Raw genomic sequence first — 26233 nt, 5'->3', positions numbered from 1 at the left:
GCCGTCGCGTTGGCGCCTATGTTGATCTCACCCGTCACTATCGGGACTGATTATTCATCTTCCTCGGCGCGGGGCAGCACCCAGTTGAGGACAATGCCGACCAGGGCGGCCAGACTCACCCCCTGCAGGGTGAACTGACCGCCTCCCACCTGCATCCCGCCGATCCCGAAGACCAGGATCAGCGAAATCACCACCAGGTTGCGCGGCGCGGTCAGCGAGTGACCCGCGCGCACCAGGGTGTTCATCCCTACCACGGCGATGGAGCCGAACAGCAGGGTCATGATGCCCCCCATCACGGGCCCCGGAATGGTCTGGAGCAGCGCCCCCAGCTTGGCGACGAAGGCCAGGGCGATGGCGGTGCAGGCCGCCACCAGCATGATGCGCGGGTCGAAGGCCCGGGTCAGGGTCACCGCTCCGGTGACCTCGGAATAGGTGGTGTTGGGCGGGCCGCCAAACAGCGCCGCCGCGACGGTGGCCAGGCCATCGCCCAGCAGGGTACGATGCAGGCCGGGTTTCTCCAGGTAGTTCCTGCGGGTCACCGACCCGATGGCGACCATGTCACCGATATGCTCCACCGCCGGTGCGATCGCCACCGGAATCATGAACAGGATCGCCGCCCAGTGGAAGCTCGGGGCGGTAAATTCGGGAATCGCCAGCCAGGCCGATTCATGCACCGGCGTGAAGTCCACCAGCCCCATGAGCAGTGCCAGTCCGTAGCCGGTGACGATGCCTCCCATGATCGGTATCAGGCGCACGATCCCGCGGCCAAACACCGCCAGCACCAGCGTCACCAGCAGGCTGGCCATGGAGAGAAACAGCGCCGGGCCATAGGCGATATGGTCGCTGGTCTCGCCGGTCGCCATGCTCACCGCCACCGGCGCCAGGGCCAGACCGATCACCATGATCACCGGCCCCACCACCACCGGCGGCAGCAGCCGATGCAGCCAGGCGGTTCCCTTGAGGCGTACCGCCTGAGAGATGACCACATACACGAAGCCGGCAGCCATCAGCCCGCCCAGGGTCGCCGATACCCCAAAGTTGGCGATCGAGCCCTGGATCGGCGCAATAAAGGCGAACGACGAAGCCAGAAAGACCGGAACCGTCACTCTTGTCACACCGTGGAACAGAAGTGTCCCGATACCTGCGGTGAACAGCGCCACGCTGGGATCCAGACCGGTGAGCAGGGGCACCAGCACCAGGGCGCCAAAGGCAACAAACAGCATCTGCACGCCGGTCAGCAACGTACGTGGCAGGGAGGTGGCGGGTCGCGAGGCCGCGGGATTTGGCATGACAAGGCTCCTGGAATGGGTGGCTAGCGTAAGCTCGCGCGGCATTCTAGCAGGCTGTCCCCCCTTGGGGGACGACCATTTCCGGCCATCCCCCATTGGCATCACGGCCCTCCACCATGAACCCGACGAGGCCATGTGTCGGAAGCTGTGTATCGAGCCAGCCTGTCGCCTGTTGCTCGCCGTTGTCTTAAGAAAGGCAATGAGCCCGACTCGGCAGACGCCGAACCGGGCTCGCTCCTGGTTGAAAGGTCCTGGGTGCTGACAAGCAGTGACAGGGTGCCGGGTGTCTCAGGCAAGGCCAGCGCAGGCGAACTTCGCGTCAGGCAACTCCTCCCCTGGTCACTCGCGAGACCCCGCGGCCATCCAGGCCTCCATCATCTCGTCGTAAGGCACCGTCGTACCCTGTGGCATCTCGTTGTCGAGCTTCGCCTTGGGGGACCCAGGCTGGTCGAGCCAGTACTGCGGGTCCTGCTCATCGTTGAGGTTGGGAGCATAGGTCGTGAAGACCTTGGCTCGCGCCAAGCGTGCCATGATGCTATCGAGGTCACCTGCCAGGTTGTCGAGCGCCTCCTGAGGCGCGATATCACCGCTAACGGCCGGTGCCAAATTCTGCCACCACAACGGGGCCATGCGCGGATAATCCGGCACGTTGGTGGAAGAAGGCGTCCAGTTCGACTCATTCGGGCTGCGATAGAACTCCACCAGACCTCCAAGCCTGGGCGCCATCTCGGTCATCTGTTGCGAGAAGACATCCGACTCGCGAATTGGCGTGAGTCCCTCCATGAGTTTCTCCAGCGACACCGTCTTGGAGACGGTGAACTGAGCGAACAGCCAGGCCGCGGTGCGACGCTCCTCCGGTGTGGAGTCGAAGAACGTCCAGGAGCCCACATCCTGGTAACCTACCTTCATGCCCTCCTCCCAGTAGGGGCCGGTGGGCGACGGTGCCATGCGCCACTTGGGATTGCCCTCGTCATCGGTGACCGGCAGCCCCGGGTCCGTCATATCGGCAGTAAAGGCGGTGTACCAGAACATCTGCTGGGCGACATTGCCTTGAGCAGGCACCGGCCCCGCTTCACCAAAGGTCATGCCACTGGCTTCAGGAGGTGCGTACTTCTTGAGCCACTCCACCATCTTGGTCACGGCGAACACCGATGCCGGCGAGTTGGTGGCGCCTCCACGTGACACGCTGGCACCGACCGGCTGGCTCTCCTCGTTGACGCGAATACCCCAGTCATCCACGGGATTGCCGAAGGGCACCCCGGGACTGCCCATGCCCGCCATGGAGAGCCAGGAGTCATGGAAGCGCCAGCCAAGCGATGGATCACGACGCCCATAATCCATATGCCCATAGACCTTGGTACCGTCTATCTCACCGACATGTTCGGTAAAGAACTCGGCGATATCCTCGTAGGCGGTCCAGTTCGTCGGCACCCCCAGGTCATAACCATAGATGTCACGGAACTGCGCCTGGAGATCCTCCCGCTGGAACCAGTCATGGCGGAACCAGTAGAGATTGGCGAACTGTTGGGTGGGTAGCTGGTAGATGCTGCCGTCTGGACCAGTGCCATACTGCAGGCCGATAAAGTCGTCCAGGTCCAGGGTCGGCAGAGTATAGTCGGCCCACTCATTCTGCATGGCATCGGAGATATTGATGGTAGTGCCGTAACGAATATGCGTCCCGATAGCGTCGGAGTCATTGACATAGGCATCGTAGATATTTCGCCCTGACTGCATTTGGGTCTGCATGTTATTGACCACATCACCTTCACCGATGATGTTATGGGTGACCTCGATACCCGTCAGCTCGCTGAATGCCTCGGCCAGTACATCCCGCTCGTAGATATGGGTGGTCAGGCCCTCGGCGACGGTGTTGATCTCCATGTCACGGAAGGGTTCGGCCGCCTTGGCGAACCACAGCAGCTCTTCGATCTGCTCCTCACGGGATAGCGTCGAGTTCTGGAAATGCTCATCGACAAGGCGTTCGGCAATGGCGCGTGCATCATGGTCATCGGCATGCAAGGTCGTACTGGCCAGCGTGATGCTGGCAGCCAGAAGAGAGAGTCGCATTGTTATCGCTGTCATATTGACCTCTTTGGTTGTCGTCGTCCGTCCCTGGACACTCGGCTCCGTGCGTTTCTGTCAGCCCCAGCGCATCAGGATCAATACCCAGAGCACCGATGCTCCCAGTGCCAGCCAGATGCTGAGGGGGGTGAACCCCACTACCATCAGATGAATGTAGGCCGCCGATAGCAGCCCGATGAAGAGCCGATCTCCACGTGTGGTCGAAATGGGCAGGAACCCCTTCCGTTCCACCGTTGGAGAAATGACCTCCCAGGCCGTCATGCCCGCCAGCATGGCGGCAATCACGGCAAAGAAGATCGTCGTTGGCGTGGTCCAGACCATCCACTCCATGTTTCGCCCCTCTCAGGTCCGCCCCAGGGCGAAGCCCTTGGCAATATGGTTGCGAACGAAATAGACCACCACGATGCCCGGCACGATCGTCAGCGCACCGGCCGCCGCCAGAGCCCCCCAGTCGATGCCCGAGGCCCCTTTGGTCTGGGTCATTACCGAGGCAATGGGCTGAGCCCCGGTGGAGGTCAGCGTACTGGCCAGCAGCAGCTCGACCCAGGAGAACATGAACAGGAAGAACAGGGTCACGCCGATACCCGAACTGATCATGGGGATGAAGATCTTCACGAAGAACTTGGGAAAGCTATAGCCATCGATAAAGGCCGTTTCGTCGATCTCCTTGGGCACCCCGCTCATGAAGCCCTCGAGAATCCATACCGCCAACGGAATATTGAACAGGCAATGGGCCAGTGCAACCGCAATATGGGTATCGAACAGCCCGACCGTGTAGTAGAGCTGAAAATAGGGCAACAGGAAAACGGCCGGTGGTGCCATCAGGTTAGTCAACAGCCAGAAGAAGAGATGCTTGTCGCCGATGAACCGGTACCGGCTGAAGGCATAGGCGGCTGGAAGCGCGACCGCAATGCTGATCAACATGTTCATCAACACATAGGTGATCGAGTTCACGTAGCCCATATACCAGCTGGATTCGGTCAGAATCTTGGCGTAATGCTCGATGGTGAAGTTGTCGGGCCACAGGGTCAGTCCACCAAGGATCTCGGTATTGGACTGAAAGGACATATTGAGTAGCCAGTAGATAGGCAGCAGAACAAAAATGATATAGGCGGTCATCAGCGCCCGACGGCGCCACTGGCGAGAGGCCGGACGCGCCTTGCGACGCCGACGGTTGTTGGCGGCCGCCGCCTGCTGGCGTACCGCATCCGGAGTGGTGGGCACTGAATCACGCATATCATGCCTCCCTATTGTTATCATCTTTTTGCATATTCATGATCGCCGTATAGAACACCCAGGTGACCAGCAGGATGATCAGGAAATAGATCAGCGAAAACGCCGCCGAGGGGCCCAGGTCCTGCTGACCGATCGCCATGGTCGTCAACGACTGGCTCAGGAAGGTCGTGGAGCTGCCGGGGCCTCCCCCCGTAAGCACAAAGGGTTCGGCATAGATCATGAAGGAGTGCATGAAACGCAGCAGCACGCCGATCACCAGCACATTGGTAAGCTTGGGCAGCTGAATGTAGCGGAACACGGACCATTTCGAGGCGCGGTCGATACGCGCCGCCTGGTAGTAGGCATCGGGGATAGAACGCAGGCCGCTGTAGCAAAGCAGTGCGATCAGCGGCGTCCAGTGCCAGACATCCATCAGGATGATGGTCGCCCAGGCATCTACCGGACTCGAGGTGATGTTGTAGCCATAGCCAAGCTCCCGCAGGCTCCAGCCCAGCAGGCCGATATCCCCCCGCGAGAAAATCTGCCAGATGCTGCCGACCACGTTCCATGGAATCAGTAGTGGCATGGTCACCAGGATCAGCACGGCCGAGGCCTGCCACCCCTTCCTTGGCATTATCAGGGCGATGCCGATCCCCAGTGGCACCTCGATGGCCAGCACGGTCAGCGAGAAGGCGAACTGACGCAACACGGCGGCCTGCAGCGCCGGATCATTGAGCATCTCCCTGAACCATTCGGTGCCCGTGAAGAAGCGGGTATTGGCGTCGAAGACATCCTGTACCGAGTAGTTCACCACCGTCATCAGGGGAATAACGGCCGAAAAGGCCACCAGCAGGAGCATCGGCAGAATCAGCCACCAGGCGCGGTTGTTGTAAACCTTATTCATGGCCGACCTCCACGCGGTATTCATCGATGTAAAGGCCGAGTCGCTCATTGGGAAAGCGCAGCCAGGCCTGGCCGGTCGGCGCAACCTGATCCTCTTCGATACGCGCCTTCAGCTCTATCCTGCCCAATGTCAGGTAGACGATCGAATAGGTCCCGAAGTCCTGAACGTGATTCACCCTCGCCTCCATCCCCCCCTCGACCCGCTCGGCATGCACCTCGATGAACTCCGGGCGAATACCAAGCTTGATGTTGGTGGACGTGGCATGGTCCACCGCATCATGGACGGCCTGCTCGACCGCCAGCTCGACGCTTCCGGCCATCACGTTCCCGCCCCTGGCCTCAACCTCCAGAAAGTTCATGCCAGGGCTGCCGATGAAGTACCCCACGAAGGTATGGTTAGGCCTCTCGAACAGCTCCCTTGGGGTACCAAACTGCACGACCTGACCCTCGTACATGACGGCGATCTTGTCGGCAAAGGTAGAGGCCTCGAGCTGGTCATGGGTCACGTAGACCATGGTGATCTCGAAACGCTGATGGATCTCCTTCAGCTTGCGACGCAGCTTCCACTTGAGCTGTGGGTCGATAACGGTGAGCGGCTCGTCGAAGAGGATGGCGGAGACATCTTCTCGCACAAGCCCCCTACCCATGGAGACCTTCTGCTTTTCGTCCGCGGTAAGGTTCCTGGCCCTGCGCTTGAGCTGGGGCATAAGCTCCAGCACATCGGCGACCTCCATGACACGCTCATGGATACGCTGCGCCGGTGTCTTCACGTTGCGCAGTGGAAAGGCCAGGTTGTCGTAGACCGTCATGGTGTCGTAGACCACGGGAAACTGGAAAACCTGAGCGATATTGCGCGCCTCGGGAGGCAGGTCATTGACCACCTCACCGTCGAAGAGAACCTCGCCGCTGGAGGGCTCCAGCAAGCCCGAAATAATATTGAGAAGCGTCGATTTTCCGCAGCCCGAAGGCCCCAGGAGGGCATAGGCGCCCCCCTGATGCCACACATGGTCCATCTCGCGGATGGCGTAGTCCTCCGGCGAGCGAGGGTCAGGAAGGTAGGTATGTGCCAGGGACTTCAAGGTGATCTCGGCCATGTCAGACTCCTCCCAGGTGGCTCGGTATATGCACCACCGCACCCTCATGATCGAATGCATAGATCTTGTGGGTAGGAAAATAGAGCGTCACGGGCGCATCGACACGAAACTCGTGAACCCCCTCGAGGTGCGCCGTCATGTGATACAGATCGTTGTGCACATGAAGAAAGGTCTCGGACCCGCTGATCTCCGCCAGGTCGACTGTCATCTTCAGCTCGATATCACTCTCGGCCCGAGGCAGGAGAGAGATATGGGAGGCGCGCACGCCAAAACGGTACTCCCCCGGGGCAAGACCGCGCAGATCATCATTGATGGGAAAATGCAGCGTCTTGTCGAAGGTCACCTCCCCGCCAGAGATAACCCCCTTCACGATATTGATCGGGGGCTCGGAAAACAGCTCTGCGGCCAGGATGTCCCGTGGACGATGATAGACATCTTCTGTCCGGCCATACTGCACCAGGCGTCCTTCATGCAGGACAGCGGTATTGCCACCCAGAGCCAGGGCCTCCCCAGGCTCTGTCGTGGCATATACCGCTATACAGTTGCGCTCACTGAACACCGAACGCAGCTCGTCGCGAAATTCCTCTCGTAGCTTGTAATCGAGGTTGACCAGCGGCTCATCGAAGAGCACGACATCGGCATCCTTCGCCAGCGCTCGCCCCATGGCGGTCCGTTGCTGCTGACCGCCGGAGAGCTCGAGAGGCAGGCGATCGAGAAGGTGCTCGATATGTAACATCTCGGCGACTTCCCTCACTCGCCGATCGATCTCGGCGGTGGCAACCTTGGCCAGCCTGAGGGGGGAGGCGATATTGTCGTAGACAGTGAGGGTCGGGTAGTTGATGAACTGCTGATAGACCATCGAGACGTTACGCTTGCGGACAGAGCGTCCGGTCACGTCTTCGCCGTTCATCAGGATGCGACCCCGGGCAGGCGTATCCAGCCCGGCCATCAGCCGCATCAGTGTGGTCTTTCCCGCCAGCGTTCGTCCCAACAGAACATTGAACGAGCCCGCCTGGAGCTCCAGGTTCACGCCCGAGATATGAGTGGCACCACCGATTACCTGATCGATGTTTTCTAAAATCAATGACATACAGATCTCGACCGTTCGTTGTTATCGATTGTTTTCAGTGTCTGCTGAATACAACGTAGCCGAAATTCGGTTTCAAACACAAATGTCACCAACCGAAAATGACGCCACCGCCCCACCGGTAGGCCAGGACGCACAAAGAACACTCTGTTAGTGCATGCTTTTTTTATTTACTGAACTTTCGTCCAATAGACGTTTGGAGGATAAAAGGCGGGGCCGTCGATTTCGCGACATGATCGAAAACGAACATTTCGCAGCATCGAGAACGTAGCAGCATCGGGAACGTAGCGAAGCACAATAGGCGGGAAGCGACACACACGACGCCCGCTACCACAGCCGGGTAACGGGTGTCGGCATCAGGGGTAACTCGGTAGAGACGTAAGGCCGTTCAACGAGTACCGAAGATCTTGTCACCGGCATCGCCCAGCCCCGGGACGATATAGCCGTTCTCGTCGAGGCGCTCATCCACCCCGGCGGTATAGATCTCGATATCGGGGTAGGCGTCCTGTACCCGCTTGATACCCTCGGGGGCGGCCACCAGCACGATCACCTTCATATGCTTGCAGCCCCGCTCCCGCAGCATGTCCAGCGTTGCCACCATGGTGCCGCCGGTGGCCAGCATGGGGTCGATGACGATGGCCATGCGTTCGTCGAGCCCCTTGGCGAACTTGGCGAAATAGGGCACCGGCTCGAGGGTCTCCTCGTCCCGATAGAGGCCTACCACGCTGATTCGGGCACTGGGAATCAGGTCGGTGACACCATCAAGCATACCCAGACCGGCACGCAGGATCGGCACGATGGTGACCTTCTTGCCCTTGAGCAGTTGAACCGGGATCTTCTCACCACTCCAGCCATCGATATCCTGGGTCTGAAGCTCCAGATCCTGGGTCGCCTCATAGGTGAGCAGCTTGGCCAGTTCACCGGCCAGTTCACGAAAGCTCTTGGTGCTGATACCGGCTTCACGCATCAGGCCCAGCTTGTGCTGGACCAGGGGGTGCTGGATGGCATGGACGCTCATGGGCGGGACCTCTTAGGTAGTACAGCGGGAGTTGCAGGCGGCGGAACCCGTCGACCTTGGTCGCATGGACCCGGGCGACAAATTGCGCGCCATTCTACTCGCATCCTGCGTTGAGGTTAAGGCGTACTCTCATCGATGCGCTCGGGTAGCTGCCAGTCGATCGGCTCACGACCGTGTTCGGCGAGAAACGCATTGGCCCGGGAGAAGTGATGGTTGCCGAAGAAGCCGCGGTAGGCCGAGAGCGGCGAAGGGTGTGGTGACTCCAGCACCAGATGGCGCGAGCGGTCCACCAGCGTTCTCTTCTGACGGGCATGGCTGCCCCACAGCAGGAATACCGAGGGCTCGGCGTGGGCACTGACCGTTTCAATCGCACGATCGGTGAAGGCCTCCCAGCCACGTCCCCGATGCGAGCCGGCGCAGCCCTGCTCCACCGTCAACGAGGTGTTGAGCAACAGCACGCCCTGGCGCGCCCAATGCTCCAGGTTACCGTGGGACACAGGCGTGAAGCCGACGTCTGCCTCGAGCTCCTTGTAGATATTGACAAGGGAGGGCGGCGTGCGCACGCCAGGCTTCACCGAGAAGCAAAGTCCATGAGCCTGACCGGGGCCGTGATAGGGGTCCTGGCCGAGGATCACGACCTTGACCCTCTCCAGCGGTGTCAGCTCAAAGGCTCGAAACCACTCCGAAGAGTGCGGGTAGATCACCTTCCTGGCCGCCTTCTCGGCGGCCAGAAAATCGCGCAGCGCCTGCATGTAGGGCGCCTGAAACTCCTCTTCGAGCCACTGCTGCCAGCTGGCGGGTAACGGTGCAGCCATCCCCGGCCCTCCTCGCCTTAGCGCTTGACCTGATCGGCCAGCGGCTCGACATAGGCCACCCCCATATCCCATGGGAACTGGATCCAGCACTCCTGAGCCACCTCGGTCAGATACTGGTCGACCAGGGGCTTGCCCTCGGGCTTGGCGTAGACGGTCACGAAGTGCGCACGCGGCAGCATCTCGCGCACCTTGCGTGCGGTCTTGCCGGTATCCACCAGGTCATCGACCAGCAGCCAGCCGTCGCCATCATGGTCGACCCCCTTCAGGACATCGAGTCCGCCCTGCTCCATATGGTCGTAGCTCTTGATGCAGACGGTGTCGATCACGCGAACATTGAGCTCGCGAGCAATCAGCGCCGCGGGAATCAGGCCGCCGCGCGTGATGGCGATGACTCCCTTGAAGTCGCGCTCCACCAGGCGGCGGCAGAGCTCGCGCACGTCGCGGTGCAGCTGATCCCAGGAGACGGTGAAGTGTTGGTGGTAGCGGTTGGTGCTCATGACGTTACTCGTCCTCGGTGAAGGAGCAGACGGCGAAGACGCTGTACTTGGCCTCGCGGATGCGCTGCGACCCACCGAGATCAGGCAGATCGACGATGGTGGCGGTCTCCACCACCTGGCCACCGCTGCGGCTGATCAGCTTGGCCGCGGCCAGCATGGTACCGCCGGTAGCGATCAGATCATCGACGATCAGGATGCGATCACCGCTCTGAAAGGCGTCGGAGTGTAGCTCCACCTCGGCCTCGCCGTACTCCAGGGTATAGGTCTCGCTGATGGTACGAAACGGCAGCTTGCCCTTCTTGCGCACCGGCACGAAGCTGCATCCCAGCTCATAGGCCAGCGGTGCACCGACGATGAAACCGCGTGCATCGATGGCCGCCACGGCATCGATATCCATCTCCTGGTAGCGATGCACGAAACTGTCGATCAGTTTGCGAAAGGCCGCACTGTTCTGCAGCAGCGGGGTGATATCGCGGAAGTTCACCCCTGGGTTGGGCCAGTCGGGAACGGTGCGAATGACGGACTTGATATAGTCGCCGTAGATGCTCATGACGGTTCTCGGTAGTGAGTGTTCGTTCAGTCGAGGAACAGGAACTTGGCGGCAAACAGCAGGGCCAGCACGATCACCGCGGGGTTGAGATCGCGGAAGCGGCCCGACAGCGCCTTGATGGCAACGAAGCTGATGAAGCCCAGCGCAATCCCTTCCGCGATGGAGAAGGTCAGCGGCATGGCCAGGGCAGCGATCAACACCGGCGCGGCATCCGTGGGATCATCCCAGTTGGCGTGAGCCAGGCTGCTGGCCATCAACACCGCCACATAGAGCAGTGCACCGGCGGTGGCATAGGCCGGGATGGAACCCGCCAGCGGGGCGAAGAACAGGCTGATCAGGAACAGCACGGCCACCACCACGGCGGTGAGGCCGGTGCGCCCGCCCGAGACGATGCCGGCGGTGGACTCCACATAACTGGTGGTGGTGGAAGTGCCCAGCACGGAGCCGGCCATGGAGGCCGTACTGTCGGCCATCATGGCGCGACCGATGCGCGGCAGCTTGCCCTCCTTGTCCAGCAGTCCCCCCTTGTGGGCCACGCCGATCAGGGTGCCGGAGGTGTCGAAGAGGTCGACGAACAGGAAGGCGAAGATCACGCTCAGCATGGCGATATCCAGCGCCCCGGCCAGGTCCAGCGCCATGAAGGTGGGCAGGATGGAGGGCGGCATGGACATCAGGCCACCATACTCGTTATGCCCCAGCAGCATGGAGAGCACGGTGATACCGAGGATGCCGATCATCACCGCGCCGGTGACGCGCATGTAGGCGAGAGCGGTTATCACGAAGAAGCCCAGCAAGGCATATAGTGCCGAGGGCTCGGAGAGGTCCCCCACCGACACGTAGGTGGCCGGATTGGCGACCACGATGCCGGCATTCTTCATGGCGATCATCGCCAGGAACAGGCCGATACCGGCCGCGATGCCAAGACGCAGCGAGAGCGGAATCGAGTTGATGATCCACTCACGCACCCGGAAGATGCTGAGCAGCAGGAAGATGAACCCCGAGAAGAACACCGCCCCCAGGGCCGCCTCCCAGGTGTAGCCCATGCCGAGCACCACACCGTAGGTGAAGAAGGCGTTGAGCCCCATGCCCGGCGCCTGGGCGATGGGATAGTTGGCCCACAGTCCCATCACCAGACAGCCCAGTGCCGCGGCCAGGCAGGTCGCCACGAAGACCGCACCATAATCCATCCCGGCCTCGGAGAGGATGCTGGGGTTGACGAAGATGATATAGGCCATCGTCAGGAAGGTGGTGATTCCCGCGATGACCTCGGTCTTGATGCTGGTGCCGTGCTCGGCTAGCTTGAAATGCTTGTCTATCAGGCTCTTCATGGGGCTCGTTCCTGCGCGCGTGGACGGTATGGGAGTTCCGGGGGGCGGGAAAAGCGGCACATGGTACCCAAAGCCCACCGTTGATGCGAGGCGACCGCCTATTCGGCGGTCTTCAATCCTGCACTCTGTATAAGCAACTCATGGGCCAATCGCCAATCCGTCCACCAACGTCCTCTCGACGTCGCTACTGGGTATCCCTTGTCGCCAGCACCCGCTCGACCGTCTCGACGATCGCCTGGGTCTGGGGGTCGATCTCGATATTGACCCGGTCACCCGGCATACGCTCCCCCAGGGTGGTGCGCTGCAGGGTCTCGGGAATCAGGTCGACGCAGAAGCGCGGCCCCTGCCTGCCGGTGGCCTGGCGTACCTCGCCGATGGTGAGGCTCGCCCCATCCACGCCGATATAGCCCTTGTCGAAAAGGAAGCGTCCCAGGGCATGCGGCAGCTCGAACCATAGCCGGCGGTTGTTGGGCGCCTCATCGAGCTCGACTAGCTCGGCCTGCGCCATGATATGTCCCGACATCGCGTGGCCACCGATCTCGTCGCCGAAGCGCGCGGCCCGCTCGATATTGACGCGATCCCCCACCGCCAGGGTGCCGAGATTGGTGACCCGCATCGTCTCGCGCATCAGATCGAAGCTCACCCCCTCTTCGGCGATGGCGGTTACCGTCAGGCAGACCCCGTTATGGGCCACCGAGGCGCCGATCTCCAGCCCACTGCGCAGCGCTTCCGGCAGCAGGACGACATGGGTTCGGAAGGCCTCGGCCTCCTGGATGGCCACCACCTCGGCGGTGCCCTGCACGATGCCAGTGAACATGGCGTCTCCTTGGCTGCTGGCGCCCCCGGACCGGGGCGGAAAGAGGCATGAGTGTAGGAAATTCTCCCCCTCCCCGTCCATCGCCGTGCAGTTCCACAATATCCACTGGAAAACAGGTCATCGACAAAGCATGTTATGGCGCAAGGCGCCATCCAGCAGGAAGCCATGCGGCAGGATTGACAGGTCCCCGGCCGCCCCCTATCCTTGCCGGCTACATTGAATGGCGCCGATTTGAACCCGGCTTGCGGGCGCCCGCGGCATGACTCGATCAAGCCGTGAAGTGCAGCTAAAAGGGTGTGTCCAGCGTTGATGGCCACCCGCCAGGGTGGCCTTTTTTTGCCCCCATCCTGCACCGCCCGCCTCGGCGCCCCCAGCGGTGGCATCCATGATCCGACTCCACAACGTTTCCAAGACCTACCAGCTCAAGGGACGCCGTGATGGCGTCGCCCGAAGCGTCCAGGCACTCAAGCAGGTCGACTTCCACGTGCCCGCGGGCCAGATCCATGGTGTGATCGGCCTCTCCGGGGCCGGCAAGTCGACGCTGATCCGCTGCGTCAACCTTCTCGAGCGCCCCACCACAGGCACCGTCACCGTCGATGGGCGGGAGCTCACCGGCCTGTCGCGCCAGGCGCTCAACCAGGCGCGGCACGGCATGGGCATGATCTTTCAGCACTTCAACCTGCTGACCAATCGCACGGTCTTCGCCAACGTCGCCCTGCCTCTGGAGCTGATGGGCATGCCGCGGGCCGAGATCCGCAGCCGCGTCACCCCCCTGCTGGAGCTGGTCGGCCTCGCCGACAAGGCCAGCCAGTACCCGGCCCAGCTCTCCGGTGGCCAGAAGCAGCGTGTGGCCATCGCTCGCGCGCTGGCCAGCCGCCCCAAGGTGCTGTTGTGCGACGAGGCGACCTCGGCCCTCGACCCCCAGACCACCGGTTCGATCCTCGCCCTGCTGCGCGATATCAACCAGCAGCTCGGCCTGACCATCCTGCTGATTACCCATGAGATGGAGGTGGTCAAGTCGATCTGCCATCGGGTCAGCCTGATCTCCGACGGCGAGCTGGTGGAAGAGGCCGAGGTGGGCGACTTCTTCACCTCACCCAACACGCGTCTGGGGCGTGAGTTCCTCAATGACTTTCTCAAGCTGGAGCCCCCCCGCGCCCTCATCGAGCGCCTCGAAGAGTCACCGGGCCCGCACACTCATCCTGTGGTGCGACTGGCCTTCCGTGGCGATGCCGTGGCCGCGCCGCTGGTATCACGCCTGGCCAGGGAGTGCGGCGTCGACGTCAGTATCCTTCAGGCCAAGGTGGAATCGATCCAGGAGCGCACCCTGGGCCTGATGATCGCCGAACTCATGGGTCCCGCGGCCAAGACCCGCGAGGCCCTCGACTATCTCGAATCCCACGACCTGCAGGTGGAGGTGCTCGGCCATGTCCAGCGCGATGCTTGAACTGATTCTCAAGGCAACACTCGACACCCTCTATATGGTGGGCATCTCGGGGGTGATCTCGGCTCTGGCGGGCATCCCGCTGGGAGTGCTGCTATATGTCACCCGTCCTGGCCAGGTACTGGCCCAGCCGGTGCTCAATAATGCACTGGGCATTATCACCAATATCGGCCGCTCCATCCCCTTTATCATTCTGATGGTGGCGATCATCCCCTTCACGCGCATGCTCGTTGGCACCTCCATCGGCACCAACGCCGCCGCGGTGCCACTGACCATCGCCGCCATCCCCTTTATCGCACGCCTGGTGGAGGGTGCGCTCAACGAGATCAACCCAGGCCTGGTCGAGGCCGCCCAGTCGATGGGCGCCACCCCCTGGCAGATCATCCACAAGGTACTGCTACCGGAGGCCAGGGGCGGCATCTTCACCGCCCTTACCGTTACCATCGTGACCCTGGTGAGCTACTCGGCCATGGCCGGTGCCGTTGGCGGCGGCGGCCTGGGCGACCTGGGTATCCGCTACGGCTACAATCGCTTCAACCCCACCATCATGCTGATTACCGTGGCGATCCTGGTCGTCATGGTGCAGGGCTTTCAGAGCCTGGGGGATTATCTGGTGCGCAAGAGCGATCACAAATAGCCAAAAGCTATTTAAATCTTTATTCTTATTTCGTTATCATCATTTCCACCGACTCGAGACCTGGAGATTCCGCCTCATGCACAAGACACTGCTCACTACCGCCCTCGCCTCCGCCCTGGCCCTGAGTGCCGGCGCCGCCCTCGCCGATGATCACGCCATCAAGGTCGGCACCGTCGCCGGCCCCGAGACCCAGGTGATGGAGGTCGCCGCCGAGATCGCCCAGCGCGAGTATGGCCTCGAGGTGGAGATCATCGAGTTCACCGACTACGTCACCCCCAATGCCGCCCTGGCCGACGGCAGCCTCGACGCCAACGCCTACCAGCACGAACCCTACATGCGCTCCATGGTGGAGGATCGTGGCTACGACTTCGCCGTCGCCGGCTATACCTTCGTCTACCCCATCGGCGCCTACTCCGACAAGTACGACAGCATCGAGGAGCTCCCGGACGGCGCCACCATCGCCCTACCCAACGACCCTTCCAACGAGGGCCGCTCCCTGATCCTGATGCATAATCTGGGACTGCTGGAGCTGACGGATCCCGAGAACCTCGAGGCCACCCCGCTGGATATCGCCGCCAATCCGCGTGACTTCGAGTTCCGCGAGATCGAAGCCGCCCAGCTGCCGCGGGTGCTGCCCGATGTGGACATGGCCTTTATCAACAACACCTTCGCCCAGCCCGCCGGCCTGACCCTGGATGACGCCCTGATCAAGGAGGGCCCGGAGTCTCCCTATGTCAACCTGATCGCCGTGCGTGGCGGTGACGAGGAGCGTGAGGCGATCCAGCAGCTGGTCAAGGCCTATCAGACCGAGGCGGTCGAGGCCAAGGCCGAGGAGCTCTTTGGCGCCCAGGCGGTACCCGGCTGGAAGTAAGGTAGCTTGATTGCCTGCCGCGAGGGGCACCGGGGGCAAGCCGAAGAGGAGGTCCTACGCCATGGACGGCGTCGGTAGCGCCCAGGGAAGGGTTCACAGCGCCTCCTCGAAGGCTTGGCGACGGATCAGCCCCGAGTGACAAATGACTCGGATAGCTAAAGGGCCGGCCGCGAGGCCGGCCCTTGCGTTTCAAGGAGCCAAGATGACACCCGACTACTCGCTGCTGAACCGCCAACTGGCAGCGCTGCTGGATACCCGAGACTGGCTGACCAATAGCGCCCAGACATGCGCCTTCATCATGGAGCAGGTACCCGACCTCAACTGGGTCGGTTTCTATCTACAGGGCGAGCCCGAACTGCTTACCCTGGGCCCCTTCCAGGGCAAGCCGGCCTGCCACCCGATCCCCTTCAGCAAGGGCGTGTGCGGTGCTGCGGCACGCACTCGCACCACCCAGCGGGTGGATGACGTCCATGCCGTGGCCGACCATATCGCCTGCGATGCGGCATCGCGGTCCGAGCTGGTCGTGCCTGTCATCGTGAACGATGACCTGTGGGGCGTACTCGATCTGGACAGCCCGAGGCAAGGCCGCTTCAGCGCGGTCGATCGGGAGGGAGTCGAGGCCCTGGTCGCCACCTTTATCGAGCGCACCGACCTCACCTAGCGCGCTCGCATAGCAAATCACCCCCGCAGCGAGGCTGCGGGGGTGATTCGGAATCTGGTAGGACCAGGCGGATTTGAACCGCCGACCTCCACGATGTCAACGTGGCGCTCTAACCAACTGAGCTATGGTCCTAAGAAATGCTGCCAGAGGTGAGACTTGGTAGGACCAGGCGGATTTGAACCGCCGACCTCCACGATGTCAACGTGGCGCTCTAACCAACTGAGCTATGGTCCTGCATCTCGCCTGCTGCATGACATCATGCGTGGCAACGGATGCGTATTCTACCCATCCGCTCCGAAAATGCAAGCCCAATATTCCCGCCAAGGCCGAGGAATCAGCATCTTGGCCCGGCACAGGGCTACTGGGTGCGCACCCGCTCGACGGCCTCCTTCCAGCCGGCATAGAGGCGCTCACGCTCCCCCTCGTCCATCTGCGGCGAAAATCGCCTTTCACACCGCCACAGCCCGGCAATCTCCTCGAGGTCGCGATACCACCCCAGGCGCAGGCCGGCGAGATAGGCGGCGCCGAGTGCCGTGGTCTCCAGCACCGTCGGTCGGTCCACCGGCACACCGAGCATGTCGGCGAGAAACTGCATCACCCAGTTGTTGGCGACCATGCCGCCATCGACCCGCAGGATGCCCGGGGATGCCGCCATGTCGTCATCCATGCACTCCTGCAGGTCCCGAGTCTGATAGCAGACGGCCTGCAGCCCGGCGGCCACGATCTCTGCAATCCCGGTGTCTCGGGTCAGACCAAGAATGGCACCTCGCGCCCTGGGGTCCCAGTGCGGTGCTCCGAGACCGGTAAAGGCCGGCACCAGATAGACGCTGTGTCCACTGCGGGTCTGGCAGGCCAGGGCTTCCGTCTCGGCGGCATCGGCAAACAGCCGCAGGCCGTCTCGCAGCCACTGCACGGTGGCCCCCGCCACGAAGATGCTGCCCTCCATGGCGTAGGTGGGTTTGCCATTCAGCCGATAGGCCACCGTGGTCAGCAGGCGGTTACGCGAGACCTCGGGGCTCTCCCCGGTGTTGACGATCATGAAGCAGCCGGTGCCATAGGTACTCTTGCCCATGCCCGGCGAGAAGCAGGCCTGGCCGACCAGGGCGGCCTGCTGGTCGCCCGCCACCCCGGCGATGGGCGGCTCATGCCCCAGCCACTGGCGCTCCAGTACACCGAAGTCGTCGCTGGAGTCCTTGACCTCGGGCAGCAGGCTCGCCGGAATATCGAACAGGGCCAGCAGCGCCTCGTCCCAACACTGCTCATGGATATTGAACAGGGCCGTACGCGAGGCGTTGGTGGCATCGGTGGCATGCACTCGGCCACCGGTCAGACGCCAGACCAGGAAGGTATCGACGGTGCCGAAGGCCAGCTCGCCACGCTCGGCCCGGGCCCGGGCATCAGGCACCTCATCGAGCAGCCAGGCCAGCTTGGTGGCCGAGAAGTAGGGATCGATCAGCAAACCGGTCCGCGCCTGAACATCATCCAGATGACCCGCCCGGCGCAAGGCCTGGCACGCCTCGTCGGTGCGACGGTCCTGCCAGACGATGGCGTTATACAGCGGCTCCCCGGTGTTCCGATCCCATACCAGGGTCGTCTCGCGTTGATTGGTGATACCGACCCCGTCGATCGCCTGGGGGGCCACACCCGCCTTGGTCAGCACCTCGCGACAGGTGGCGAGCACGCTCTCCCAGATATCCTCGGGGTCATGCTCGATCCAGCCATCGTGGGGAAAGTGCTGGGGAAACTCACGCTGTGCCGAGGCCACGCACTCCCCATGGCGGCCGAAGAGGATAGCGCGGGAGCTGGTAGTGCCCTGGTCGATGGCCAGAAGGTATGAAGCCATGGCAAGCATCCTGTGACGGGGTTAACGGCAAGCCTGGGCGAAGCCCTGACGGCAATGTTCGTTTATGATCATTCAGACTACTCCAGTCGATCACCGCGCTCAAACGCCAATGCGCCGACACGCCGCCCGCGAGGGCCGTGACGATGAAGGCGATGAAAAAACTCCGGGAAGCCGAGGAGACCCCATGAATCAACAGCAACGCCAGGACGCGATCATCGAGCTGGTGCGTCGCCAGGGCTATGCCAGTATCGAGCAGCTCACCGAACACTTCGCGGTCACACCCCAGACCATCCGCCGCGACCTCAACACCCTCTCCGCCGAGGGGCGCATCCGCCGCGTCCATGGTGGGGCTGGCCTGGAGTCGAGCACCGTCAATACCGCCTACTCGACCCGCAAGACCCTAAATCTCGAGGCCAAGCAGCGTATCGCCGCCCTGCTCGCCCGGCACGTGCCCGACCACTCCTCGCTGTTCATCAATATCGGCACCAGCAACGAGGTGATCGCCGAGGCTCTGCTCGCTCACCAGGGGCTGGAGGTGATCACCAACAACCTCAATGTGGCGGCGATTCTCCAGCACAAGGAGGACTTCAACGTGATCATCGCCGGCGGACAGGTTCGCTCCCGCGATGGCGGCATCATCGGCGAGGCGACCATCGACTTCATCAACCAGTTCAAGGTCGACTTCGGCATCATCGGCATCAGCGGCATCGACGAGGATGGCTCACTGCTGGAGTTCGACTATCAGGAGGTGCGGGTGGCTCAGGCCATCATCCGCAACTCCCGCAAGGTCTTTCTGGCCACCGACCACTCCAAGTTCCAGCGCAACCCGGTGGTTCGCCAGGGCAACCTGGCCCAGCTCGACGCCCTGTTTACCGACCGAACACCCCCCGACGCCATCTGCCGCCTGCTCGAGCAGCATGATGTAGCGCTGCATATCGCCTGACTCCAGCACTCTCGCCCGACACCCCCTCGCCTGACGACCCCGCCCGATACCCCTTGCCCGAGGTACACACGCTGACCTGCCGGGCCCGGGGCAAGGCCGCGCCTTGATGTTCGTTTTGTTTTCATCTATTTTCGAATTCAAACATCACGCAACACCGGATACTCCGGAAGGAAGCCCCATGTACGATACGTCCGATGAGGTGCTCGACCTCTTCGTGATCGGCGGCGGCATCAACGGCAGCGGCATTGCCAACGATGCCGCCGGCCGTGGCCTGACGGTCGGCCTGTGCGAACAGGGGGACCTCGCCGGCGCCACCTCGTCGGCCAGCAGCAAGCTGATCCACGGTGGCTTGCGCTATCTGGAGCATCACGAGTTTCGCCTGGTGCGCGAGGCCCTGCGCGAGCGTGAGGTGCTGCTCGCCAAGGCCCCGCATATCATCTGGCCACTGCGCTTCATCCTCCCGCACCGCTCTCACCTGCGCCCGACCTGGATGTTGCGTGCCGGACTGTTTCTTTACGATCATCTCGGCAAGCGCAAGAAACTGCCTGGCTCACGGGCCATCACGCTTACTCCAGACCTGGGCCTAATCCCCGAGATCACTCGCGGATTCGAATACTCCGACTGCTGGGTGGATGACGCCCGCCTGGTGGTGCTGAATGCCATCCAGGCCCGCGACAACGGCGCCGAGATCATGGTCGGCACACGCTGTACCGGGATCAAGGAGGCAGAGGGACAATGGGAGATCGAGCTGGAAGAGTGTGACTCGGGGCGACGCCTGACCCGGCGTTGCCGCACCCTGGTCAACGCCGCCGGCCCATGGGTGGAAGAGGTGGTGAGTCGCCAGGCCAGAAGGACTTCACGCTACGGGGTGCGCCTGATCCAGGGCAGCCATCTGGTGGTGCCACGGCTCAATCAGGATGAGCGGGCGTTTATCCTTCAGAACACCGACGGACGCATCGTCTTCGTGCTGCCCTATGACCAGGAATTCAGCCTGATCGGCACCACCGACCGGCGCTACCGGGGTGACCCCGCCAAGGTCGAAGCCAGCGAGGAGGAGGTCGACTACCTGCTCTCGGTGATCAATGCTCACTTCACCGCCCGGCTTACCCGTGATGACGTTATCCGCACCTTCTCCGGCGTACGCCCACTCTGCGACGACGAGTCGGCGGATCCTTCGGCCATGACCCGAGACTATACCCTCGACCTGGACACCCGGGGCGCCCCCTTGCTCTCGGTATTCGGCGGCAAGATCACCACCTACCGAAAGCTCGCCGAGGCGGCCCTGACGGCCCTGAGCCCATATCTACCAAGGATGGCCGCCGCCTGGACCGCCGCCACCCCACTGCCCGGAGGGGATTTCGGCGACCAGGCCGGCTTCGAAGCACACCTGCTGACGACCTACCCCTTTCTGGATACTGCCCAGGCGCGGCGCTTTGCACGCACCTATGGCAGCCTGTGCCATACCTTTCTCGACGGCAAGGACTCCCAGGCCGCTCTCGGCGAGGCGTTCGGCGCCGGACTGACGGCCGCCGAGGTGGACTACCTTATCGAACGGGAGTGGGCTCGCTCCCTCGATGACATCCTGTGGCGGCGAACCAAGCTCGGACTGAGCCTGACAGCCGACCAGCAACAACGGCTGGATCACTACCTGGCCCGAAGGATCAGCCATCACCCGGAACAGCAGGCGCCGACGGCAAGGGGGTGATGCTCGCCGGGCTGAGCGGCTCGCGCTCGCGATGCCGGCTCAGCTCACGCCCCTCCAGGGCGGTCAGCAGGATCTGCAACGGATCTCCGTGGCTGACCAGCAGGATGCTCTCCCCGTTATGGCGCCGCTCCAGCTCGGCGATCACCGCACGCATCCGTGCCGCCACCTCGACCACGCTCTCCACCCCCGCATGGTGATGGTCCGGATCGCGGGCATCACTGGCCCAGACCTCGGCATAGCGGTCATCCTGTTCGCCCTCGAGACTACCGAAGTGGCGTTCACGCAGGCGCGGGTCGGCGTCGAGCGCGAGCCCGAAGTGCCCTGCGATGCGCTTTGCCGTCTCGCTGGTACGCCGAAAGTCCGAATGCAGGATGCGGTCGGGGACCGCCCAGTGCCAGACAGACAGCAGACGATCGAGCTGCTGTTGACCCTGGCGGGAGAGGCCGTAATCGGCCAGTCCGCGTTCCGGCGAGCTGATGATCACTCCCTGCTGGTTGGCCAGGCTGTGGCCATGGCGCATCAGCAGGTAACGGTTCTGCCACGCACCTTTCACGGCAGGGAAAGTGGTTGACATGCTTTCATCCCGAACTCTAGATTGGGTTGATGGTATTCGGAATCAATCATCCATATGTCGATTTCCGAACGCGTCACACAACAATAATCTCACGAGGCACACCATGATCCACCATCCTTTCCGGTCTCGAAAGCTCCCGCTCGCCACGCTGGCCCTCTCCTCGCTGCTGCCCCTCTCCCTGCTGGTCGCGACCCAGGCCCAGGCTCAGGAGGAGTGCGAACGCGGCGCCCTGGATGCCATCTACTGTGACGAGAACGGCGACATGGTCGCCGACCGCCCGACCGACGAGTCCGAGTGGGCCGACCCCGACACCCTGATCTTCGCCTACACCCCGGTGGAAGATCCGGCGATCTATTCCGATATCTGGCAGCCATTCATCGAGCATCTCGAGGAGGTGACCGGACGCGATGTGCGCTTCTTCGCCGTGCAGTCCAACTCTGCTCAGGTCGAGGCGATGCGCAGCGGCCGCCTGCATATTGCCGGCTTCTCCACCGGCCCCACCCCCTTTGCCGTCAACCTGGCGGGGGCCGTGCCCTTCGCGCTGATGGGCTCCGACGACGGTCGCTTCGGCTACACCCTTCAGCTCTATACTCATGTCGACTCCGGCATCGACGATCTGGAGGATCTCAAGGGCAAGCGGGTCGCCCATACCTCGCCCACCTCCAACTCCGGCAACCAGGCGCCGCGCGCCCTGTTCCCCGAGATGGGCATCGTCCCAGGCGAAGACTATGAGGTGGTCTATTCCGGGAGCCACGACCAGTCCATGCTCGGGGTGGTGGCGCAGGACTATGATGCCGCCCCGGTCGCCTCGGAGGTCGTCGAGCGCATGGCCGCTCGTGGTCTGTATGACCCGGATGACGTCAGGATCCTCTATGAGTCGGACAGCTTCCCGACCACCTCATACAACTATGCCCATAACCTGCACCCGGACCTGGTCGACAGGATCGAGGAGGCCTTCTTCAGCTTCGACTTCGCCGGTACCGAGCTGGGCGAGGAGTTCGAGGGGGTCGAGAAGTTTATCCCCATCAACTATCAGGAGCACTGGAAGGTGATCCGCACCATCCAGAGTGCCAACGGGGTCGAGTACACCCCCGATAACCTCGAGTAACCCTGACCTCAGGGGATGACGCCGGCCGATGCGGCAAGGCCGGCGTCTCTGCTCTGTCACCCCCTCGCCCTTTCGCCCGTCTGGACTCCCCCATGCTAGAGATAACCAACCTGATCAAGCGCTACGGTCAGGACGAGCCCGTACTCAAGGGGCTCGACCTTGCCGTGGAGGGCAATAGTGTCGTTGCCATCGTCGGGGCCTCCGGCGCCGGCAAGAGCACCCTGCTGCGCTGCATCAACCGCCTCGTGGAGCCCACCTCAGGGTCGATCAAGCTCAACGGCACGGAGATCGTCAACCTTCGCCGCCGAGAGCTTCGCCGCGTGCGACGCAAGATCGGCATGGTCTTCCAGGGCTTCAATCTGATCGACCGCCTCACCGTGATGGAGAACGTGCTGGCCGGCCGGCTGGGCTACGTCAGCCTCTTCCAAGCCGTGACGCGCCGCTTTCCGGCGGAGGATATCGAGCGCGCCTTCGCACTGATGGAACGCGTGGGGATCGCTCACTATGCCAACAAGCGTGCCGACGAGCTCTCAGGGGGTGAGCGCCAGCGGGTAGGGGTGGTGCGTGCCCTGATGCAGGAACCGGAGGTGCTGCTGGCCGACGAGCCCACGGCGTCTCTGGACCCACGCACCTCGGAGCAGATCATGATGCTGCTGCAGAGCCTGGCCAGCGAGCTATCGCTGCCGGTATTGATCAATATCCATAACGTGGCCCAGGCCAGGAGCTACACCGACCGCATCGTCGGCCTGAGACATGGCACCATGATCTTCGATGGCACGCCCGTCGAGTTCGACAAGGAGGCACTGGACGCCATCTACGGCGGCATCGAGTCGCCTGAAGATGCGAGCACGACACCCGAGAGGGGCTCGAAGGAGCGAGAGAGCGATCATGACCCGACCTGATCCCAGCGAGAAGAGCGACGCCCGCGCCTGGCGCAAGCCGCCCTTTATCGCCAACCCCCTGTTGCGCTATGGCCTGCTGGCCCTGCTGGCAGGCTATCTGAGCTGGGCACTGACCACCCTGCCCTTCAACTGGGAGCGCATCGGCGAAGGGCTGCCACGGGCGGCGCGCATCTTCGGCGGTGGCTTTCCGCCGAACTTCTCCCGCTTCGACCTGCTGCTGACCGGCTTCACGGAGAGCCTGCAGATCGCCATTCTTGCCACACTGCTCGGGGTCCTGCTGTCGATCCCCTTTGCGGTGATGGCGGCACGCAACATCGCTCCATTGCCCATCTACCTGCTGGGCCGCACGGTGATCATCGTGTCTCGCAGCTTCCACCCGGTGATCGTCGCCATTCTCTTCGTGGCTGCCGTCGGCTTCGGCCCCCTGGCAGGGATCCTGACCCTGACCCTCTACTCCATCGGCTTCGTCGGCAAGCTGCTCGCCGAGGAGATCGAGGAGATCGACTGGGGCCAGGTGGAGGCCATGCGCTCCACCGGCGCCGGCTACCTCGCAACGCTCTACTATGCCGTCTTCCCCCAGATCCTGCCGCGCCAGGTGGGGCTCTCCATGTATCAGCTCGACAGCAATCTGCGCGCCTCTGCAGTGGTAGGGATCGTCGGAGCGGGGGGCATCGGCAGCACCCTGATGAATGCCTTCGGGCGCTACGACTATGACTTCGCCTTCGCCATCCTGCTGGTGATCATCGCGGTGATACTCATCAGCGAGGGCGTCAGCGGCTGGGTAAGGAAGAGGATATGGTAGACAACGACGACCTGCTGGCTGCTCGCATCTGGCGACGCCACAACCCTCGGGAACAGCTTGTCCGCTATGGCGCAATGCTGGTGACGCTGATGCTGGTGGTCTGGGCGGTACGCGATATCGATATCTTCTGGCCCTGGGTGTGGGATGCGCCGAACCAGATCTCGAACCTGGGGTCTCGCATGTGGCCGCCGGACCCGAGCCGACTCGGCGAGATCCTCGATGCCATGGTCGAGACCGTACATATCGCCACCCTTGCCACCATGCTGACCATCTTCATCGCACTGCCGGTCTCCTATATCGCCGCCCAGAACACCACGCCCAATCGTGCCTGCCTGTGGCTAGGCCGCTTTATCCTGGTGGCGAGCCGCTCGGTCAATACCATCATCTGGGCACTGCTGTTTGTGGCGATCTTTGGCCCCGGCGTGCTGGCCGGAATACTCGCCATCATGTGTCGTTCGGTGGGGTTCATCGGCAAGCTGATGAGTGAGGCCATCGAGGAGATCGACCGCCGCCCGGTGGAGGCCATGGAGGCCACCGGCGCCTCGAAGGCGAAGGTGATCGTCTATGCCATCGTTCCCCAGGTGGTTCCGGCCTTCTTCGCCATCGTCATCCTGCGCTGGGACATCAATATCCGGGAATCCACGGTGCTGGGGCTGGTCGGAGCCGGCGGCATCGGCGTGATCCTGCAGGGCTCCATCGACACCTTCGCCTGGCAGACGGTGGCTACTATCCTGGTCGCCATCATCCTGCTGGTCCTGATCGGAGAGGCCATTACCGCCCTGCTGCGCCGCCGCGTCATGTAGTCGAGTCCGCTGCTCCAGGCGACGCGGCAATGATCGAGCCAGCAACAGTCGAGCCAGGAAACGCGACAGGGTATGCTGGCACCACACCTTACAAGAGAGCCAGCGCCATGATCTCCATTCTCTACACCGCGCTTGCCCTGCTGCTGCTCGTCATTACCCTGGCGGCCCGGCTTCGCGTCACCTGGTGGTGGATCCGCATCGCCGAATTCCCCCGCGTGCAGCTGGCCGGTGTCGCCCTGCTGCTGCTGCCCATCGGGGCATTCGCCGACGCCCCCTGGTCATGGGTCGGCCTGGGCGCCTGTCTACTGGTAGTGGCGATCCAGCTCGCCTATGTGCTGCCGTGGACCCCGCTATGGCCGGTGCAGGTTAAAGCGGCCGAGCCGGGCAACGATGATCGCTGCCTGACGCTGATGATCGCCAATGTGCTCACGCCCAACCGCAATGCCCGGGATCTGATCACCCAGATACACGACCACCGACCCGATATCGTGCTGACGCTGGAATCGGATGGCTGGTGGCAGGAGCAGCTGGATGCCGCCCTGAACAAGGAGTGGCCGCATGCCGTGCGGATTCCGTTGAACAACCTCTATGGTATGCACCTCTACTCCCGCCTGCCCCTGATCTCACCCCGGGTCGAGTGGCTGATTCAGGACGACATTCCGTCGATTCTGACCGGCGTCCGGCTACGCTGCGGCGATGAAATCCGCTTCCATGCCCTGCATCCGCGTCCGCCTGCCCCCGGTGAGAGCAAGGAGTCCCTCTGGCGCGACGCGGAACTGCTGCTGGTCGGCAGGGCCATTCACGCGGACCCGGTACCGACACTGGTGGCCGGGGATCTCAACGATGTCGCCTGGTCACGTACCACCCGGCTGTTCTGCCGGGTCAGCGGCATGCTCGACCCGCGCCGTGGTCGCGGCATGTTCAGCAGCTTCCATGCCAAGTACCCCCTCCTGCGCTGGCCACTGGACCACGTCTTCACCAGTGAACACTTCACCCTGCGCGAGCTGAAACGACTCAACGGCTTCGGCTCGGACCACTTTCCGATCCTGAGCACGCTCTGCTTCCGGCCTGTCCGGGCCGATGAGCATGATACCCCCGACGCCGAACAGGCCGAGCACCGCGAGGCTCGGGAAACCGCCCGCGAGGGCAAGGTGAAAGAACAGCAAGAGTAAGCTGGAAGCTGGAAGCTGGAAGCTGGAAGCTGGAAGCTGGAAGCTGGAAGCTGGAAGCTGGAAGCTGGAAGCT

General features: G+C 62.7%; 26 protein-coding genes and 2 tRNA genes. 11 read left to right on the top strand and 17 right to left on the bottom strand.

The genetic code is table 11. The features are described from left to right. Positions 1 to 50: 50 nt before the first annotated feature. The 13 genes from Q0894_RS13505 to Q0894_RS13445 all read right to left on the bottom strand — a co-directional run bounded on the left by Q0894_RS13505 (position 51) and on the right by Q0894_RS13445 (position 12695). Positions 51 to 1289 (bottom strand): uracil-xanthine permease family protein, encoded by a 1239-nt coding sequence (locus tag Q0894_RS13505; protein ID WP_299236256.1) that lies wholly within the window; start codon positions 1287 to 1289, stop codon positions 51 to 53. Between the two features lie 339 nt (positions 1290 to 1628). Beyond that, positions 1629 to 3371: an ABC transporter substrate-binding protein gene (locus Q0894_RS13500; protein ID WP_299236254.1), complete on the bottom strand. Its 1743-nt coding sequence runs from the start codon at positions 3369 to 3371 to the stop codon at positions 1629 to 1631. A gap of 57 nt (positions 3372 to 3428) precedes the next feature. Next, positions 3429 to 3701: a DUF2160 domain-containing protein gene (locus tag Q0894_RS13495; RefSeq protein ID WP_299236252.1), complete on the bottom strand. Its 273-nt coding sequence runs from the start codon at positions 3699 to 3701 to the stop codon at positions 3429 to 3431. A gap of 12 nt (positions 3702 to 3713) precedes the next feature. Next, on the bottom strand, positions 3714 to 4607 hold the full coding sequence (locus Q0894_RS13490; RefSeq protein ID WP_366131024.1) for a carbohydrate ABC transporter permease: 894 nt from the start codon (positions 4605 to 4607) through the stop codon (positions 3714 to 3716). Position 4608: 1 nt separating this feature from the next. After that, the gene (locus Q0894_RS13485; RefSeq protein WP_132044821.1) at positions 4609 to 5490 is read right to left on the bottom strand and encodes a sugar ABC transporter permease; all 882 of its coding nucleotides are present in this window, start codon (positions 5488 to 5490) and stop codon (positions 4609 to 4611) included. Beyond that, a complete protein-coding gene (locus Q0894_RS13480) occupies positions 5483 to 6583 on the bottom strand; it encodes an ABC transporter ATP-binding protein (protein WP_299236249.1) in 1101 nt (366 codons plus the stop codon). The genes Q0894_RS13485 and Q0894_RS13480 overlap by 8 nt, the downstream gene beginning before the upstream one ends. 1 nt (position 6584) lies before the next feature. Further along, on the bottom strand, positions 6585 to 7673 hold the full coding sequence (locus tag Q0894_RS13475) for an ABC transporter ATP-binding protein (RefSeq protein WP_299236247.1): 1089 nt from the start codon (positions 7671 to 7673) through the stop codon (positions 6585 to 6587). 385 nt (positions 7674 to 8058) lie between these two features. Next, complete coding sequence (gene upp, locus Q0894_RS13470; protein WP_132044827.1) at positions 8059 to 8688, bottom strand: uracil phosphoribosyltransferase; 630 nt, start codon at positions 8686 to 8688, stop codon at positions 8059 to 8061. Between the two features lie 116 nt (positions 8689 to 8804). Beyond that, the gene (gene ung / locus Q0894_RS13465; RefSeq protein ID WP_161422562.1) at positions 8805 to 9503 is read right to left on the bottom strand and encodes a uracil-DNA glycosylase; all 699 of its coding nucleotides are present in this window, start codon (positions 9501 to 9503) and stop codon (positions 8805 to 8807) included. 17 nt (positions 9504 to 9520) lie between these two features. Further along, positions 9521 to 10000 carry a xanthine phosphoribosyltransferase gene (gpt, locus tag Q0894_RS13460; protein WP_299236242.1) on the bottom strand — a complete coding sequence of 160 codons (480 nt, stop codon included), beginning with the start codon at positions 9998 to 10000 and terminating at the stop codon, positions 9521 to 9523. Positions 10001 to 10004: 4 nt separating this feature from the next. Beyond that, positions 10005 to 10550 (bottom strand): adenine phosphoribosyltransferase, encoded by a 546-nt coding sequence (locus Q0894_RS13455; protein WP_132044833.1) that lies wholly within the window; start codon positions 10548 to 10550, stop codon positions 10005 to 10007. A 26-nt stretch (positions 10551 to 10576) separates the two neighbouring features. Beyond that, complete coding sequence (locus Q0894_RS13450) at positions 10577 to 11878, bottom strand: NCS2 family permease (protein WP_299236240.1); 1302 nt, start codon at positions 11876 to 11878, stop codon at positions 10577 to 10579. A gap of 184 nt (positions 11879 to 12062) precedes the next feature. After that, complete coding sequence (locus Q0894_RS13445) at positions 12063 to 12695, bottom strand: riboflavin synthase subunit alpha (RefSeq protein ID WP_299236238.1); 633 nt, start codon at positions 12693 to 12695, stop codon at positions 12063 to 12065. A gap of 385 nt (positions 12696 to 13080) precedes the next feature. Between Q0894_RS13445 and Q0894_RS13440 the strand changes: the two genes are divergently transcribed. The 4 genes from Q0894_RS13440 (at position 13081) to Q0894_RS13425 (ending at position 16308) form a co-directional block, all read left to right on the top strand. Then, complete coding sequence (locus Q0894_RS13440) at positions 13081 to 14142, top strand: methionine ABC transporter ATP-binding protein (protein ID WP_195689358.1); 1062 nt, start codon at positions 13081 to 13083, stop codon at positions 14140 to 14142. Then, positions 14123 to 14776 (top strand): methionine ABC transporter permease, encoded by a 654-nt coding sequence (locus Q0894_RS13435; protein WP_195689359.1) that lies wholly within the window; start codon positions 14123 to 14125, stop codon positions 14774 to 14776. Before Q0894_RS13440 ends, Q0894_RS13435 begins: the two co-directional genes overlap by 20 nt. 76 nt (positions 14777 to 14852) lie before the next feature. Beyond that, positions 14853 to 15647 carry a MetQ/NlpA family ABC transporter substrate-binding protein gene (locus Q0894_RS13430; protein ID WP_299236232.1) on the top strand — a complete coding sequence of 265 codons (795 nt, stop codon included), beginning with the start codon at positions 14853 to 14855 and terminating at the stop codon, positions 15645 to 15647. Between the two features lie 202 nt (positions 15648 to 15849). Next, entirely contained in the window at positions 15850 to 16308 is a 459-nt protein-coding gene (locus tag Q0894_RS13425; RefSeq protein WP_299236230.1) for a GAF domain-containing protein, read from the top strand. Between the two features lie 55 nt (positions 16309 to 16363). Here the strand turns inward: Q0894_RS13425 and Q0894_RS13420 are convergent. The 3 genes from Q0894_RS13420 to glpK all read right to left on the bottom strand — a co-directional run bounded on the left by Q0894_RS13420 (position 16364) and on the right by glpK (position 18151). After that, positions 16364 to 16440 (bottom strand) — tRNA-Val (locus Q0894_RS13420). 25 nt (positions 16441 to 16465) lie between these two features. After that, positions 16466 to 16542: transfer RNA gene (locus Q0894_RS13415), tRNA-Val, on the bottom strand. A gap of 124 nt (positions 16543 to 16666) precedes the next feature. Next, a complete protein-coding gene (gene glpK / locus Q0894_RS13410; RefSeq protein ID WP_299236227.1) occupies positions 16667 to 18151 on the bottom strand; it encodes a glycerol kinase GlpK in 1485 nt (494 codons plus the stop codon). A 184-nt stretch (positions 18152 to 18335) separates the two neighbouring features. Between glpK and Q0894_RS13405 the strand changes: the two genes are divergently transcribed. After that, entirely contained in the window at positions 18336 to 19094 is a 759-nt protein-coding gene (locus Q0894_RS13405) for a DeoR/GlpR family transcriptional regulator (RefSeq protein WP_195689363.1), read from the top strand. 178 nt (positions 19095 to 19272) lie between these two features. Next, complete coding sequence (glpD, locus tag Q0894_RS13400) at positions 19273 to 20799, top strand: glycerol-3-phosphate dehydrogenase (RefSeq protein WP_299236222.1); 1527 nt, start codon at positions 19273 to 19275, stop codon at positions 20797 to 20799. Here the strand turns inward: glpD and Q0894_RS13395 are convergent. Then, positions 20756 to 21373: a histidine phosphatase family protein gene (locus Q0894_RS13395; protein ID WP_299236221.1), complete on the bottom strand. Its 618-nt coding sequence runs from the start codon at positions 21371 to 21373 to the stop codon at positions 20756 to 20758. The genes glpD and Q0894_RS13395 overlap by 44 nt on opposite strands. A 103-nt stretch (positions 21374 to 21476) precedes the next feature. Between Q0894_RS13395 and phnD the strand changes: the two genes are divergently transcribed. From phnD to Q0894_RS13370, 5 genes are all read left to right on the top strand, one after another. Then, positions 21477 to 22481 carry a phosphate/phosphite/phosphonate ABC transporter substrate-binding protein gene (gene phnD / locus Q0894_RS13390; RefSeq protein ID WP_299236219.1) on the top strand — a complete coding sequence of 335 codons (1005 nt, stop codon included), beginning with the start codon at positions 21477 to 21479 and terminating at the stop codon, positions 22479 to 22481. A 92-nt stretch (positions 22482 to 22573) separates the two neighbouring features. After that, positions 22574 to 23383, top strand: coding sequence for a phosphonate ABC transporter ATP-binding protein (gene phnC / locus Q0894_RS13385; RefSeq protein WP_299236217.1), 810 nt, complete (start codon positions 22574 to 22576; stop codon positions 23381 to 23383). After that, positions 23370 to 24185 (top strand): phosphonate ABC transporter, permease protein PhnE, encoded by an 816-nt coding sequence (gene phnE, locus Q0894_RS13380; RefSeq protein WP_299236215.1) that lies wholly within the window; start codon positions 23370 to 23372, stop codon positions 24183 to 24185. The genes phnC and phnE (Q0894_RS13380) overlap by 14 nt, the downstream gene beginning before the upstream one ends. Then, positions 24179 to 24988, top strand: a complete 810-nt coding sequence (gene phnE / locus Q0894_RS13375; RefSeq protein WP_299236213.1) for a phosphonate ABC transporter, permease protein PhnE — start codon at positions 24179 to 24181, stop codon at positions 24986 to 24988. The genes phnE (Q0894_RS13380) and phnE (Q0894_RS13375) overlap by 7 nt, the downstream gene beginning before the upstream one ends. A gap of 107 nt (positions 24989 to 25095) precedes the next feature. Further along, a complete protein-coding gene (locus Q0894_RS13370; protein ID WP_299236210.1) occupies positions 25096 to 26160 on the top strand; it encodes an endonuclease/exonuclease/phosphatase family protein in 1065 nt (354 codons plus the stop codon). Positions 26161 to 26233 lie beyond the last annotated feature (73 nt).

The sequence above is a fragment of the uncultured Halomonas sp. genome (assembly GCF_947501415.1).
Taxonomy (GTDB): Bacteria; Pseudomonadota; Gammaproteobacteria; order Pseudomonadales; family Halomonadaceae; genus Halomonas.
The sequence above is the reverse complement of the archived record's forward strand: the minus strand, read 5'-3'. Positions and strand labels throughout refer to the sequence as shown.